This window comes from Kitasatospora sp. NPDC048298 (genome assembly GCF_043201465.1).
Taxonomy (GTDB): Bacteria; Actinomycetota; Actinomycetes; order Streptomycetales; family Streptomycetaceae; genus Kitasatospora.
Map to the genome: position 1 here is coordinate 52,612 of NZ_JBICYZ010000018.1, position 13,458 is coordinate 66,069.

General features: G+C 73.9%; 14 protein-coding genes. 5 read left to right on the forward strand and 9 right to left on the reverse strand.

Annotation, left to right across the window (positions count from 1 at the left end; all coding sequences use genetic code 11):
• Window positions 1-113: 113 nt before the first annotated feature.
• The 3 genes from ACGF0D_RS16380 to ACGF0D_RS16390 form a co-directional block, all read right to left on the reverse strand.
• Window positions 114-797 carry an IS630 family transposase gene (locus ACGF0D_RS16380; protein ID WP_392916654.1) on the reverse strand — a complete coding sequence of 228 codons (684 nt, stop codon included), beginning with the start codon at window positions 795-797 and terminating at the stop codon, window positions 114-116.
• A complete protein-coding gene (locus ACGF0D_RS16385) occupies window positions 794-1,264 on the reverse strand; it encodes a helix-turn-helix domain-containing protein (protein WP_392882405.1) in 471 nt (156 codons plus the stop codon). Before ACGF0D_RS16385 ends, ACGF0D_RS16380 begins: the two co-directional genes overlap by 4 nt.
• 84 nt (window positions 1,265-1,348) lie before the next feature.
• Window positions 1,349-2,332, reverse strand: a complete 984-nt coding sequence (locus ACGF0D_RS16390; RefSeq protein WP_392916657.1) for a hypothetical protein — start codon at window positions 2,330-2,332, stop codon at window positions 1,349-1,351.
• Between the two features lie 76 nt (window positions 2,333-2,408).
• On the opposite strand from ACGF0D_RS16390, the gene ACGF0D_RS16395 reads away from it, so the two are divergent.
• Entirely contained in the window at window positions 2,409-3,038 is a 630-nt protein-coding gene (locus ACGF0D_RS16395; RefSeq protein WP_392916660.1) for a TetR/AcrR family transcriptional regulator, read from the forward strand.
• Window positions 3,039-3,229: 191 nt separating this feature from the next.
• Here ACGF0D_RS16395 and ACGF0D_RS16400 read toward each other — a convergent pair whose 3' ends face one another.
• Entirely contained in the window at window positions 3,230-4,678 is a 1,449-nt protein-coding gene (locus tag ACGF0D_RS16400; protein WP_392916663.1) for a choice-of-anchor A family protein, read from the reverse strand.
• 261 nt (window positions 4,679-4,939) lie between these two features.
• On the opposite strand from ACGF0D_RS16400, the gene ACGF0D_RS16405 reads away from it, so the two are divergent.
• The 3 genes from ACGF0D_RS16405 to ACGF0D_RS16415 all read left to right on the forward strand — a co-directional run bounded on the left by ACGF0D_RS16405 (window position 4,940) and on the right by ACGF0D_RS16415 (window position 7,312).
• Complete coding sequence (locus ACGF0D_RS16405) at window positions 4,940-5,656, forward strand: 4'-phosphopantetheinyl transferase family protein (RefSeq protein ID WP_392869648.1); 717 nt, start codon at window positions 4,940-4,942, stop codon at window positions 5,654-5,656.
• A gap of 159 nt (window positions 5,657-5,815) precedes the next feature.
• Entirely contained in the window at window positions 5,816-6,298 is a 483-nt protein-coding gene (locus ACGF0D_RS16410; protein WP_392916666.1) for a hypothetical protein, read from the forward strand.
• A gap of 111 nt (window positions 6,299-6,409) precedes the next feature.
• The gene (locus ACGF0D_RS16415; protein ID WP_392916669.1) at window positions 6,410-7,312 is read left to right on the forward strand and encodes a helix-turn-helix domain-containing protein; all 903 of its coding nucleotides are present in this window, start codon (window positions 6,410-6,412) and stop codon (window positions 7,310-7,312) included.
• Here ACGF0D_RS16415 and ACGF0D_RS16420 read toward each other — a convergent pair.
• Entirely contained in the window at window positions 7,309-7,767 is a 459-nt protein-coding gene (locus ACGF0D_RS16420; protein WP_392916672.1) for a hypothetical protein, read from the reverse strand. The genes ACGF0D_RS16415 and ACGF0D_RS16420 overlap by 4 nt on opposite strands.
• A 197-nt stretch (window positions 7,768-7,964) precedes the next feature.
• Window positions 7,965-8,957: an Lrp/AsnC family transcriptional regulator gene (locus ACGF0D_RS16425; protein ID WP_392916675.1), complete on the reverse strand. Its 993-nt coding sequence runs from the start codon at window positions 8,955-8,957 to the stop codon at window positions 7,965-7,967.
• 157 nt (window positions 8,958-9,114) lie between these two features.
• On the opposite strand from ACGF0D_RS16425, the gene ACGF0D_RS16430 reads away from it, so the two are divergent.
• On the forward strand, window positions 9,115-9,918 hold the full coding sequence (locus tag ACGF0D_RS16430; RefSeq protein ID WP_392916678.1) for an inositol monophosphatase family protein: 804 nt from the start codon (window positions 9,115-9,117) through the stop codon (window positions 9,916-9,918).
• Between the two features lie 85 nt (window positions 9,919-10,003).
• Here the strand turns inward: ACGF0D_RS16430 and ACGF0D_RS16435 are convergent, their stop codons facing one another.
• From ACGF0D_RS16435 to ACGF0D_RS16445, 3 genes are read right to left on the reverse strand one after another with little or no spacing between them, the layout of a single operon-like run.
• The gene (locus ACGF0D_RS16435; protein WP_392916771.1) at window positions 10,004-10,924 is read right to left on the reverse strand and encodes an amidohydrolase family protein; all 921 of its coding nucleotides are present in this window, start codon (window positions 10,922-10,924) and stop codon (window positions 10,004-10,006) included.
• A 56-nt stretch (window positions 10,925-10,980) separates the two neighbouring features.
• Entirely contained in the window at window positions 10,981-12,615 is a 1,635-nt protein-coding gene (locus ACGF0D_RS16440; protein WP_392916680.1) for an acyl-CoA dehydrogenase family protein, read from the reverse strand.
• Complete coding sequence (locus tag ACGF0D_RS16445) at window positions 12,599-13,312, reverse strand: TetR/AcrR family transcriptional regulator (RefSeq protein ID WP_392916682.1); 714 nt, start codon at window positions 13,310-13,312, stop codon at window positions 12,599-12,601. Before ACGF0D_RS16445 ends, ACGF0D_RS16440 begins: the two co-directional genes overlap by 17 nt.
• Between the last annotated feature and the right edge of the window lie 146 nt (window positions 13,313-13,458).

Here is a 13,458-nt window from a genome sequence, read left to right on the forward strand (position 1 = left end):
TGCGAGGACACGGCACCCCTGACGGCCGAAAGGAAGCGACAAGGGGATTCTGCCCAACTTCACCAACCGGAACGACACTTAGCCGCGACAATCTACTAGTAGATTGTCGCGGCTTAATTTCGCTGTGTGGTGGGGTAGAGGTGGCGTAGTTTCACGCGTGCGTCGTCGGTGGTGAAGTGCCAGTCGACTTGGCGCTGGTTGTCGTTGGTGTGTTGCTGCCAGGCGGCGAGTTCGGTGTTGAGGACGGTGAGGTCGTCGATGCGGCGGTCCAAGCATTGGCGGGTGAGCGCGGACAGTTCGATCTCGGCGATGTTGAGCCAGGAGCCGTGCTTGGGGGTGTGGTGGATCTCCAGGCGCTGGGCCAGGGCGAAGGCCTTTGCCGGGTCGAACGCCTCGTAGAGCGAGGCGGTGGTGTGGGTGTTGAGGTTGTCCATCACCAGCACCACGGTCTCCGCGTCGGGGTAGTCCACGGTCAGCAGGTGCTCAACCTGGTGTGCCCAGTCGACCCTGGTCCGGCGGGGCTGGGCGTCCACGCGCCGCCATCCGCGCAGCGGCTCGACCCAGCAGAAGATCGAGCAGGTCCCCGAGCGGATGTACTCGTTGTCCTCGCGCCGGTCGCGGCCGGGCTGCGCGGGGAGCGGATCACGGACGTGGCCGAGCAGTTGGTAGGGCTTCTCGTCCATGCACACCACCGGGCGCGCCGGGTCGAAGGGGCGGCGGTAGACCGCCAGGACGTCCTCCATCGCCGCCGCGAAGGCCGCGTTCGCCGCCGGCGGGATGGTCCAGCACTTCTTCACATGAGGGCGCAGTTCCGTTTTTTTAGCACCCGTCCGATCGTGGAGTGGTCCAGGTCCGGGATGTCCTCGACCAGCGCGACGTGCTTCTCCAGCAGCCGCAGCGACCACCGGGCGTGTCCCTTGGGTGGCGTCGAACAGGCCAGCGCAATCAGCCTGGCCTCGACCTCGCCGGTCACCGGGGAGGGCACCGGCGGCAGGGCACGCTCCTTGCGCCCGACCGTGGCCCACACATCGCCGCCGGTCTCCGCGTACCGCTTCGAGATCAGGCGGACCGAGTCGCGCGAGACCCCGACCCGCTCCGCGATCACCGCCCGTGGAGCGACCTCGCCGACCGAGGTATCCAGCGCGAGCAGCACCCGAGCCCTTCTGATCATCGACGCGCTGCGGACCCCCGTCGTCGTCACGCGCACCAAGGCCTGGCGATCTTCGACGCTCAACGCAACCGGATACTTCTTCTGCGAGGACACGGCACCCCTGACGGCCGAAAGGAAGCGACAAGGGGATTCTGCCCAACTTCACCAACCGGAACGACACTTAGCCGCGACAATCTACTAGCCGGCACGGGGCGCGAGTTCGCTGTCCGCCCCGCCGGCTTCCGTCAGCTCGGCGACCAGCTCACGGTAGACGGCGAAGGCCGGCTTGGGCGTGTAGTCGTCGCGCAGCAGACCGAAGTGCGGGAACAGCCCGGCGCCCGCGCTGTCCGCGTCCCGCAGGGCGAAGAACGCGTAGCCAGTGACGTTGAGTTCGGCGGCGATCCCGGCGACAGCCCGGACCACCTCCGCCACCACCTCGGCCTGCCGCGCCTCGCTCCGCCCGGGGCCGGTGGGCCAGCCGTTCTCGCAGATCCGCACCGGGACACCGGGCCCGATCCCGGCCCGGGGCAGCGCGCCCTGGCGGAAGCCGGTGAGCACCGCCCGTACCGCGTCGGCGAGTTGCTCCGGTGGGACGGGGCGGAAGACGTCCGGGAAGAAGTCCAGGCCGACGTAGCCCAGGGCACGGTGGAAGCGCTCGTCGGCGAGCCGGCCGAGCTCTGACCAGAAGGTGTCCGCGGGGTCGAAGGAGGGCACCGCGTTGAAGCCGACGGCCAGCCGGTCGAATCCACAGGCCAGCGCCTCCTCCTTGGCCGCGACCACGCCCTCGACCAGCGCGCGGCGGACGTTCGGGATGCTCCCGTCCACGGGCGGGAGGTCGAGGTTGGGCTCCTCGCAGATCTGGAGCAGGGCGAGCCGGTGGCCCTCGGTCCGGACCGTGCGCCGGACGAAGTCCAGCCAGCCCGCCAACTCGCCGCCGCGCTCCCGGTACTGCACCACCAGGTCGAGCCGGCGGCCCTCGCCGGCGTACTGCTCGGGCCGTTCCGGGGTGTGCTCGCCTCCCGGGTACGAGCGGTAGGCGCGGACCAGGAACTCCCTTTCGCCGCCCTGGAGTTCGCGCAGCGCCGCGGCGATCCGGGCCGGCTCGTCGGGGCGGGCGGCCGCGATGACGCCGGTGTCGTCGCCGAGGAGTCCGCCGGGATAGATGCCGAAGGTGAAGGTCATGCCGTCACCGTAGCCGATATTTTTGGTGTCACTGTAAGTTTTAAGTGACACCATGCTTCGCGGATAGGATCCGGCCATGGGACTTCGCGAACTCAAGAAGCAGCAGACCCGGGAACTGCTCTCCGACACCGCCATGGGCCTGTTCGCCGAGCGCGGCTTCGACCGGGTCACGGTGGTCGAGGTGGCCCGGGCCGCCGGGGTCTCGCCGAACACGGTCTTCAACTACTTCCCGACCAAGGAGGACCTGTTCTTCGACCGGCAGGAGGAGGTGGTCGCCCGCCTCGCCGAGGTGGTCCGCCGCCGCCCCGCGGGCAGCTCGGCCGTGGACGCCGTCCGGGCCGACCTGCTGGCGGCCTTCGCGGAGGGGGAACCGACGGTCGGACTGAACCCCGGGGTGGCGGCGTTCTGGCGGATCGTCGAGGACAGCGCCGCCCTGCGGGCCCGACTGCTGGAGCTCGGCGACCGGGCCGAGGCGGCACTGGCGGCCGTCCTGGCCGAGGAGTCAGGAGCCGACCAGGACGACCCGCTCCCCCGGATCGTGGCCGGAGCCGTCGCGGGGGCCCACCGGGCGGTGCTCGGCGAGGTCCGGCGGGCGATGGTGGCCGGGGAACCGGCCGGGACGGTACGGACCCGGGTCGAGGCCGCGGTCGAGCGGGCCTTCGGGCTGCTCGCCTCGGGCCTCGCCCACTACCCGGCCGGGCGGTAGGCGGAACGGGCGGCGGAACGGGGCGGCGGCGTTCGGCGCGGCGGCGGAACGGGGCGGCGGCGGAACGGGGCGAGGGCGGGGCGGGAACGGCGCAGGCCGCCCGGTCGGGTCGACTCGGGCGGCCTGCGCGGCAGTTCGGCTGTCCGACTGGCCGGCTGTCCGGTTTCTCGGCCGTACGGGCCGTACGGCCGTCAGCCGTGGCGGCCGCGACGGCGGCGGGCGGCCAGCACGGCCAGACCGCCGAGGCCGAGCAGGCCGACGCCTGCCACGCCGAAGACCACCGGGGCGTTGCCCGCGCCGGTGGAGGGCAGCTGACCACCGCCACCGGGGTGGCCGGTCGGCTCCTCGGTCGGGTGGAGGCCGGTCGGGGCCGGGCCGGCGCTCGACGTCGTCGCACCGGCCGACGGCGAGGTCGGCGCGGACGAGGTCGGCGCGGACGAGGTCGGCGAGGTGGGCGAGGTGGGCGCCGGGGAGGTCGGGGAGGTCGTGGCCGGGGAGGTCGGGCTCGGCGAGGTGGGCGCCGGGGACGTCGGCGAGGGCGACGGCGTCGACGAGGTCGGCGACGGGCTGGGCGTCACGGCGCAGTCCGGCAGGTCGCCGTCGAACGGGTAGCTGTGGATCTCGTAGCCGCCGGTGCCGGTGTGGACCAGGCTGCCCGCGAGGTACACCCGGCCGTTCATGCCCGGCTGGGCGATGGTCGTGGTGCCGCCGGGGTTGCCGGCCAGGACCGAGCCCTGGAACTGGGCGCTGCCGAGGATCTGCGCCGAGGTCGCGGTCGGGAAGTTGTACATGAGCTTCGAGCGCATCTCGGTGGTCTGGTCCCCGGCCAGGCCGGTGCCGGTGTAGGTGTTGACGACCGGGCTGTCCCCGAGCATGTTCACCACGACGGTGGCGCCGGCCGGTATACCGGCGAAGACCAGGCCGATCTGCCCGCCGGACGGCGAGGCGAGGTCCTGGGTGACGTTGAAGACCTGCTTCGCGCTGGTCCCGTCGCCGGTGAAGGTCGCCTCGCTGGAGGTGACGGCGACGGTACCGGTCGCGGTGGCCCGGCCGACGCAGCCGGAGACCTCCTCGATCCGGGTCAGCACCGACCGGTAGGGCGCGGCGGCGTTCGGGTCCTGGATCGACTCACCGGTGGGGTCGATGTTCACGGCGCCGGTGACCGAGCCCGCGTGGCGCAGATTGCCGAAGGCCGGGCCGCGCGAGTCGATGCCGCCGATCAGGACGGTGTTGCCGGTCCTGACGTCGACGTCGCCGCCGGTGATGACGAAGTCGCTGCCGTTCGGCGGCACCACGCGCGAGCCGACACCGACGACGCCCATGTTGTAGGCGCCGCCGCCGTTCTTGTCGACGGTCAGGTTCCCCAGCGCGACGATCCTGCCCTCGGCCTCCGCGGCCCGGCCGTTCACGGTGTAGTCGCCGCCGGTGAAGACGTTGACGGTGGCGTCCCGGCCGGGGAAGTCGCCGTTGTGCGCCGGCGGCCAGGTGCCGGGGCAGTCGGGCCCGGAGCAGGCGCCCAGCGGCGGGGCCGGCGGAGCGGCCGAAGCGACCGTCAGGACCGCGGCCAGCGGCAGCGCGGTGACGGTGGTCGCCACCGCGACCAGGACGGCCCGGCGCCCGCGCGGGGCCGGAGTTCTCACGGTTGTCGTTCTGTGATCCGGCGAACCGGTGGCCTGACCCATCGACAATTCCTCCGTGCATGAGAAAGGGCAGGCCGGGACGACCTGCCGTGATGTCTGCGCTGCTGCGATGCCTGCCGACGATTCCAGAGATTCGGGACATCAAACATCAAATCAGACATTCTCACCCTACAGATCCTCAGATCTGATCCGAAATTCATCCGTACGGAGCAGCGATCGCCCGGGCGGACGCGAGTTCGAGGGAAGCCTTAGGTTGGAGTCATGAGCACCGAGGCCCAGGAAGAGAGCGCACCGCTCGTCACCGTCGCGTCCGCCGACGCCGTACTGCGACACCCCGAGGCGGGCGAGCACCTGCTGACCGCCATGGAGCGGGAGCGCGCCGCGCGCTTCCGGCACGAGTCCGGGCGGATCGACTTCACCGCCGGGCACCTGCTGGTCCGGCTCTGCGCCGCCCGGCTGCTCGGCGTGCCGGTGGCCGGCCTCGTCCTCGCCCAGCAGTGCCCGGACTGCGGGCTCGCCGACCACGGCAAGCCCTACCTGCCGGACCACCCCGGGGTGCACGTGAGCCTCTCCCACACCCGGGGCGTGGTCGCGGCCGGTGCCGGGTTCCAGCCGGTCGGGGTGGACGTCGAGCTGTCCACCCGGGGCGGCTCGCTGCGTTCGGTCGCCCGCAGGGTGCTCGCCCCGGCCGAGCTCGCCCTCGTCGAGGCCGACCCGCAGCCGGAGCGGGCGTTCCTGCGGCTCTGGGTGCGCAAGGAGTCGCTGATCAAGATCGGCAGGGCCACCCTGGACACCCTCGGCCGGGTCGACCTCTCCGCCCTGCCGCTGGCCGTCCCGCCGGGCGCGCCGCTGCGCAGCCGGTACGAGGACCTGCACCTGCTCGACTGGACCGACCGGACCGACCCGGAGCACGTCGCCGCCGTCGCGGCCGTCAGCACCGCCCCGCCCCGGATCGTGGAGCTCACGGCTTCGAGCTGAGCGGGGCGGGGGTGGGCCCTGGAGCGGAGCCGGGGCGGGCCCTGAGGCGGGCCCGCGCGGTGGGCCGGCGGATAAGCGGTGTTAGCGTGCCTGGTCGTGGGCACGCCGAACGCGCGCCCGCCGACCAGCTGCCCACCGGATTCAAAAGGGTGCCCCGCCATGGCCAAGTTCCTGCTGAGCCTGCACGTCCTCGTGTCGGTCCTGTTCATAGGCCCGGTCGCGGTGGCCGTCAGCATGTTCCCCCGCCGGGCGAAGGCCGCGCTGGCCGGCGGACCGGACCGGGCCTCCGACGCCGGTGTGCTGCGCGTGCTGCACCGGATCACCCAGGTCTACGCGCTGCTCGGGGTCGCGGTACCGGTGCTCGGCATCGGCCTGGCCCAGGTGATGGACGTGCTCGGGCAGTCCTGGGTGATCGTCTCGATGGTGCTGACCGGCCTCGCCGCGCTCGCACTGCTGCTCTTCGTGCTGCCCGGCCAGCAGGCCGCCGTGGACGCGCTCGAACTGGACCCGTCGGACGAGCAGCACGGCAAGGCCGTCAGCGGTCTGAAGCTGCTGCCGATGACCGCCGGGGTGTTCAACCTGCTGTGGGCCGTGGTCGTGGTGATCATGGTCATCCGCCCGGGGTCGAGCACCGGCGTCTGAGCCGCCGCTCCCCTGCTCCCTGGCTCCCCGGCTTTCGGGCGGCTGGCCCCGGCCCCTGATCGCCACCGCCCCCTCCCGCCGACCGGGGTCGTTCGAGTACCGTCCTGGGCCATGACGATCATGGCGGGCATGGGCAGCCCGACGGGAACCGGCGTCGGCCCGCTGCTGCGCGGCTGGCGGGAGCGACGACAGCTCAGCCAACTGCAACTGGCGCTGCGGGCCGACTCCTCGGCCCGCCACCTCAGCTTCGTCGAGAACGGCCGCTCCCGGCCGAGCCGGGAGCTGGTGCTGCGGCTGGCCGAGCACCTGGACGTGCCGGTGCGCGAGCGCAACACCCTGCTGCTCGCGGCCGGCTACGCCCCGCACTACCCCGAGACGCCGCTGGACGACCCGTCGATGGCCGCGCTGCGCGGCGGGCTGGAACGGCTGCTGGCCGCCCACGACCCGTACCCGGCGGTGGTGGTCGACGGCTCCTTCCGGGTGCTGGCGGCCAACCGCGCGCTCGGACTGCTGCTGGACGGCATCGCCCCGCACCTGCTGGAGCCGCCGCTCAACGCGATCCGGATCACCCTCCACCCGGACGGGCTGGCACCGCGCATCCTCAACCTTCGGCAGTGGCGGCAGCACCTGCTGGAGCGGATGGAACGGCAGCTGGAACTGGTGCGGGCCGAGCCGCTGCGCCGGCTGTACGAGGAGGTCCGCGGCTACCCCGAGCCGGCCGGCGACCCCGCGGACGACCCGGGCGCGGGCGGCGGCGCGGCTGCGGGCGGCGGCGCGGGCGGCGGCGCGGGCGGCGGCGCGGCTGCGGGCGCTCCGGGGGGCGCCGACGGGTTCCCGTTCGCGCTGCCGATGCGGGTCCGGCACGACGGGCACGTGCTCTCCTTCCTCTCCACCATCGCCACCTTCAACACCCCGCTGGACGTCACCGTCTCCGAGCTGGCCATGGAGACCTTCCTGCCGGCCGACGCGGAGACGGTGCGGTTCCTGCAAGCCGCGATCGGGCCGGACCGTTAGCCCTGGGCCCGGGTCTGGGCCCGGGTCCGGCCTTGGGCCTGGCGCCGCAGGGCGGTGAACTGGAGGACGGCGAACAGGCCCACCGCCGCGGCCTGTGCCGGGATCCAGACGAACCCGGCGGTGGTCGGCTCCAGCCACAGCTCCATCGCGACCAGGCTGAGCACCACCCAGACGAGGTTGAGGTCGATCACGGCCCGCACCCCGAGCACCGGCGGCCGCCGACGGGCGGCCAGCGCGCCGACCGCGAACGCGTAGCCGAGGAGGAGGAGCCCGAGGTCGACCAGGGTGGTGCGGCCGGCGCCGAGCAGTTCGCCGAGCGGGCCGGAGAAGGCCAGGTAGGCGAGGCCGTTGCCGCCGGTGACCAGGGCGTCCAGGGTGAGGGCACCGCGCACCGTCCACGGCGAGAAGGCGGAACCGGGTCGGGCGGGCGTGAGGGTGTTCGCGTGGGCGGACATGGCGGATCGCCTCCTGTCAGGGGGTGGGAGCCCGGGGCCGTGGCGGCCGCACCGGATGCCACCACCCTGCCCGGTGGGGCGGCGGGCGTCGATTACCCCTCAGGTAACGGCGGGCCGGGGGCAGGGCTGCGGGGCCGGGCCGGGGAGCCGGGCCGGGGGCTGAGGGCCCGTCTCCCCCGCGGGTGACGACCGGCCCGCTACGGCCGCCGGGCCGGCCGCCGGAGCAGGACGCCGGCCCGCTTCACCGCGCGGGCCGTGATGGTGGTCTCGGCCCGGGCGGCACCGAGCGGGCCGAGGGTGTCGGTGAGGAAGCGGTACAGCTCGCCGTGGTCCGGACAGAACACCGTGGCCAGCAGGTTGGCCGGGCCGCTGGTGGCGAACACCCCGTGCGCCTGCGGGTGCCGGGCCAGCGCCGTGCCGACCTCGGCGATCCGGCCGGGCGGCACGTCCAGCCAGAGGTTGGCGTCCACGGCCATGCCGAGCAGCCGCGGGTCCACGGTGGCGTGGGTGCGCAACAGCCCGGCCTCGTCCAGCCGGTGCAGCCGGCGGCGCACCGTGGACTCGGGCGCGCCGACGGCCGCGGCCAGCACGGCGTGGGACTGCCGGGCGTCCTCGCCCAGCCGCTCCAGCAGCGCGCGGTCGAGGCCGTCCAGCGGCGGCGGCGCGGCCGGGCGGGGGGCGGTGGGCCTGGCGAGTGCGGCGGCCTCCTCGTCGGTGAGGTACCCGGCCTGCCACTGCCCGGCGTCGGCGAAGGCGTGCAGCACGGCGTGGGTGGTGGTCTCGGTGACGGCACCGGTCGCGGGCAACTGCCCGTACAGCAGCCGGTCGCGGGAGCCGGCGTCGGTGAGCACCACGGCGCCCACCTCGTGGCCGCCGAGCATCACGTCGACGAACGGGACGTCGGAGCGGTCGGCGAGGGCCTGGGCGATGGCGTCCACCCGGCCGCTCAGCACCCGGACCCGCAGCAGCAGCGCGCCCACGGCGGCGTCCTCGACGTCCGGCAACCGGACCACCCGCAGCACCCCGGCCTGCCGCATCCGGCCCAGCCGGCGGGTGACCGTCCGGGCGGAGACTCCCAGCACCCCGGCGATCCGGCCGGGCTCGGCCCGTCCGTCCACCTGGAGGGCGCACACCAGGCGGCGGTCCAGGGTGTCCAGCACGCTGTCCGGATCGGCGGTGGAGAAGTCCATGGTGTCCGATTCCCGTCACTCTCGGGAGCAGTCGCGTCCTGATCGGCAGCCTGACGGTACTCCTTGTCCCGACCGGCCGGCCGGCCGGAGCGGACGCCGGGCCGGAGCCCCGCCCCGGCGTGAGGAATCGGGCGTGAGGAATCGAGGAGGAGTCGCCGTGACGAAGGAACTGTGGACGCTGGCGGACGGCGTGGAGGCCGCGGTGCGCGAGGTCGGGGCGGGGCTGGCGGCACGCCGGTCCGCCGACCCGGTCACGGCGCGGACCATCGAGGAGGCGGCGGCCGCCTTCGCCGAACTGGACGGCCCGGCCGCCGCGGCGTTGCGGGAGCGGCTGACGGCGCTGCGTCCGCAGGCCGGCTGGGTGCCCGAGGAACTGGACGGCACGGTGCCCGCGGAGGGCGAGTGGTGGCTGTGCGACGCGACCGACGGCGCGGTGCAGTACCTGCTCGGGCAGCCGCACTGGGCGGTGACCGCCACCCTGGTGCGGGACGGCACGGCGGTACTGGCCGTGGTGCACGCCCCGGAGCAGGACGGCCGCACCTACCGGGCGGTGCTCGGCGGCGGGGCCCGGCTGGACGGGCGGCCGATCGCGCCGCTGGAGCGGGAGTTGGCCGTCACCGTCGCCGCCACCAGCCAGCCGCCGTGGGTGGCCGCCGACCCGGTGGCGCTGCGCCGGGCGGGCGAGTCGCTGTCCGCGATGGCGGGAGCGGTCCTGGCGGTGCGCAACCTCGGCCCGACCGCGCTCCAGGTGGCCCAGGTCGGCTCGGGGCACCTGGCGCTGTTCTGGGAGTACGGCCTCGACGCGGGCAACCTGTTGCCCGGCGCGCTGATCGCGCGCGAGGCGGGCGCGGCGGTGACGGACGCCGCCGGGTCGGCCTGGACGGCCGGCTCCGACGGCTTCCTCGCCGCCGCGCCCGGGCTGCACGCTCGGGCGCTGGAGGTGCTGCGGACGGTGCGGTGATCGGTGGTGCGGTCTTCGGTGGTGCGGGACCTGTGGCGCTGGCCTGTGCTGCCGGATCAGTGGTGCCGGCTCGGTGGTGCGGTGATCAGCCTTCGGGCTTGATGCCGAAGAGGGCGGCCGCGTTGTCATGGCAGACCGCCCGTAGCCACTCCTCCCCCAGCCCCAGCCCGGCCAGCGCCTCCAGCTGGTGGACGTACCGGTAGGGGATGTTGGGGAAGTCGCTGCCGAGCAGGACGCGGTCCGCCAGCCCGCGCAGGCGCGGCAGTTCCTCGCGCGGGAACGGGTCGTCGGCCTCGGCGAAGTCGGTGAACGCGATGGTGGTGTCCAGCCGGACGGCCGGGTGGCGCTCGGCCAGGTCGAGGAAGCCGCGGTACTCGGGCATCCCGAGGTGGGCGACCACCACGACCAGGCCGGGGTGCCGCTCCAGCACCGCGCCGATCGGGCCCGGGCCGGTGAACCTGCCCGGCACCGGCCCGGATCCGCAGTGGGTGACCATCGGGGTGCCGGTCTCGGCGAGCAGCCCCCAGACCTCGTCCAGCAGCGGATCCGCCGGGTCGTAGCCGCCGACCTGAAGGTGCGCCTTGAACACCCGGGCGCCGTCCTCGATCGCCCGGGCCACGTAGCGGGGCGCCTCGGGCTCGGGGAAGAAGGTCGCGGTGTGCAGGCAGTCCGGGGTGCGGGCGGCGAAGTCGGCGGCCCAGGCGTTCAGCCAGCCGGCCATGCCGGGCTTGTGCGGGTACAGCATGGACGTGAACGCCCGGACGCCGAAGTCCCGCAGCCGCCGGACCCGTTGCTCCTCGGCCTCGCGGTAGGTGATCGGCCAGGGACGGTTCACCAGCGGCCCGGCCGCGTCGAAGTAGGCCCACACCTTGTCGAGGACGTTCTTCGGCATGAAGTGGGTGTGCACGTCGATCAGCCCGGGCAGGCCGAGCGTCTGCCAGAACTCCCTGACCTTCTCGGCCTCCTGGCCGTCCGTTTCCGGACCGTCCGCCTCGTGGCCGTTCACCGCTCGGTCGTTCACCGCTCGGTCGTTCACTGCTCGGTCGTTCGCCGCTCGGTCGTTCACGCGGGCACCGGCAGGGCGCGGTCGATGATCGCTCCGGTGTCGACCCCGGCCGGCAGGGTACCGAAGGCCGCCCCGTGGTCGCCTCCCAGCCGGCTCGCGCAGAACGCGTCGGCCACCGCCGGGCTGCCGTAGCGGACCAGCAGCGAGCCCTGGAAGGCCAGCGCCATCGACTCGACCAGTCGGCGGGTGCGGTACTCCAGGTCGCCCAGGTCGGTCAGCTCCTTGCGCAGCGCGGCGACGGCCGCGTCCAGCCGGCGGTCCGCACCCGCGGCGGCGTCGAGTTCGCCGAGGAAGGCCTCCACGCTCTCGGGACGCTTGGCCATGGCGCGCAGCGCGTCCAGGGCGGCGACGTTGCCGGACCCCTCCCAGATCGACACCAGCGGCGCCTCCCGGTAGAGCCGGGGCATCCCGGACTCCTCCACGTAGCCGTTGCCGCCCAGGCACTCCAGCGCCTCGGCGGAGTGCGCCGGACCGCGCTTGCACACCCAGTACTTGGCCACCGCCAGGCCCAGCCGCCGGACCAGCGCCTCGTTCCCGTCCCCGGCGAGGGTGCGGTCGGTGGCCTGGGCGAGCCGCATGGCGACGATCGTGGCCGCCTCGGACTCCACCACCAGGTCGGCGAGCACGTTGCGCATCAGCGGCTGGTCGACCAGCGCCTTGCCGAACGCCCGCCGGTGCAGGGCGTGGTGGACCGCCCGGGTGGCGCCGTAGCGCATGCCGGAGGCCGCGCCGATGGTGCAGTCCAGGCGGGTCATGTTGACCATCTCGATGATGGTCGGGACGCCCCGCCCCTCCTCGCCGACCAGCCAGCCGACCGCGCCGTCGTACTCCAACTCGGCGGAGGCGTTGGACTTGTTGCCGAGCTTGTCCTTGAGGCGCATCAGCTGCAGGCGGTTGCGGCTGCCGTCCGGCAGGACGCGCGGCAGCGCGAAGCAGCTGAGGCCGCCCGGCGCCTGGGCCAGCGTCAGGAAGAGGTCGGACATCGGGGCCGAGGTGAACCACTTGTGGCCGGTGAGCCGGTAGGTGCCGTCCGGCTGCGGAGCGGCGGCGGTGGTGTTGGTGCGGACGTCCGAGCCGCCCTGCTTCTCGGTCATCGACATGCCGGCGATCAGCCCGCGCTTGGTGCGCGGCTCGCGCAGCCCGAAGTCGTACTCCCGCGCGGCCAGCAGCGGCTCCAGCTCGGCGGCCAGCGCGGGGTTGGCGCGCAGCGCCGGGACGGCGGCGTAGGTCATCGAGATCGGGCAGGTGTGGCCGGCCTCGACCTGGCCCCAGACGAAGAACCCGGCGGCACGGGCGGAGTGCGCGCCGGGACGCTCGTCACGCCAGGGCGCGGCGTGCAGGCCGTACGAGACGGCGGTGCGCATCAGCTCGTGCCAGGCCGGGTGGAACTCGACCTCGTCGACGCGGTTTCCGAAGCGGTCGTGGGTGCGCAGCACCGGCGGGTTCTCGTTCGCCTGCCGGCCCCACTCGGCGGCCTGCTCGGAGCCGGCCAGCCGGCCCAGCTCGCGCAGCTCGGGCTCGGCCCAGCCGGCGTCGGCCCGCTGGAGGGCGGCGAGCAGGGTGGGGTCGGCGGCGGTGTCGTGTCCGTACGGCAGGGGCACCTGGTTGGTGACCTCATGCGTCGCTGTCATCGCGTCCTCCCAGGGCACGCAGGGTGAAGGAGACCAGGGCGGGGACCACCGTGGTGTTCTTGCTGTGTTCGGACTCGCCGTTTCCGGGCTCGCTGTGCCCGGGCTCGCTGGGTTCAGGCCCGCCGTTCCCGGACTCGCCGGGTCCGGGCCGGGCGGTTCCGACCGGTGCGGCGGCGAGCGGGCCGGCCAGCGCCTCGCCGACCGCGCCGACCAGGGCGGCCGCGGTCAGCACCGGGTCCTGCTCGGGCAGTTCGCCGCTCGCCACCGCGGCGGCGATCTCGGTGGCGATCACGTCCCGGAACGCCCGCCGGAACACCAGGCGCTCCTCGTCCACGACCGCGTCGGCCGGCTCGACCAGCAGCGCGTACGCCAGCCGGGGTGCGCGCAGGGCGCGGGCGGCGAAGGTCTCGACCACGGCGGCGATCCGCTGCCGCGGGGTGTCCCGGAGCGCGACAGCGGCGTTGACCGCGTCGATCTCGTGCGTGACCACCCGGCGGAACAGTTGCACCGACAGCTCGGCCTTGCCGCTGAAGTGCTGGTAGAGGCTGCCGGTGGCGATCCCGGCGCGGTCCGCCACGGCGGCCATCGTGCAGCCGCCGTAGCCGCGCTCGGCGAGCAGGCCGACCGCTGCCTGGAGCACCGCTTCGCGCTGGGCGTCCAGGCGGGCTTGTACGGCGGGCGTGCGTCGGTAGGCCATGGAAGCATTGAAGCACTGATTCACTGCTTCGGGGAGGGGTCGGTCCGCTGCTTCTTCGGCTGTGCCCGCCGTTCCCCGAACGACGCGAGGAGGCCGCCCCGGAACCCGGGGCGACCTCCTCGACTGCGTGCCTGGTGGTGCGGCCT

What these genes read in the sequence shown, in the direction of transcription:
- ACGF0D_RS16390 (WP_392916657.1), bottom strand. Translation starts at nt 2,332, where the DNA reads ATGACCTTCACCTTCGGCATCTATCCCGGCGGACTCCTCGGCGACGAC.
- ACGF0D_RS16395 (WP_392916660.1), top strand. Translation starts at nt 2,409, where the DNA reads ATGGGACTTCGCGAACTCAAGAAGCAGCAGACCCGGGAACTGCTCTCC.
- ACGF0D_RS16405 (WP_392869648.1), top strand. Translation starts at nt 4,940, where the DNA reads ATGAGCACCGAGGCCCAGGAAGAGAGCGCACCGCTCGTCACCGTCGCG.
- ACGF0D_RS16410 (WP_392916666.1), top strand. Translation starts at nt 5,816, where the DNA reads ATGGCCAAGTTCCTGCTGAGCCTGCACGTCCTCGTGTCGGTCCTGTTC.
- ACGF0D_RS16415 (WP_392916669.1), top strand. Translation starts at nt 6,410, where the DNA reads ATGACGATCATGGCGGGCATGGGCAGCCCGACGGGAACCGGCGTCGGC.
- ACGF0D_RS16420 (WP_392916672.1), bottom strand. Translation starts at nt 7,767, where the DNA reads ATGTCCGCCCACGCGAACACCCTCACGCCCGCCCGACCCGGTTCCGCC.
- ACGF0D_RS16425 (WP_392916675.1), bottom strand. Translation starts at nt 8,957, where the DNA reads ATGGACTTCTCCACCGCCGATCCGGACAGCGTGCTGGACACCCTGGAC.
- ACGF0D_RS16440 (WP_392916680.1), bottom strand. Translation starts at nt 12,615, where the DNA reads ATGACAGCGACGCATGAGGTCACCAACCAGGTGCCCCTGCCGTACGGA.
- ACGF0D_RS16445 (WP_392916682.1), bottom strand. Translation starts at nt 13,312, where the DNA reads ATGGCCTACCGACGCACGCCCGCCGTACAAGCCCGCCTGGACGCCCAG.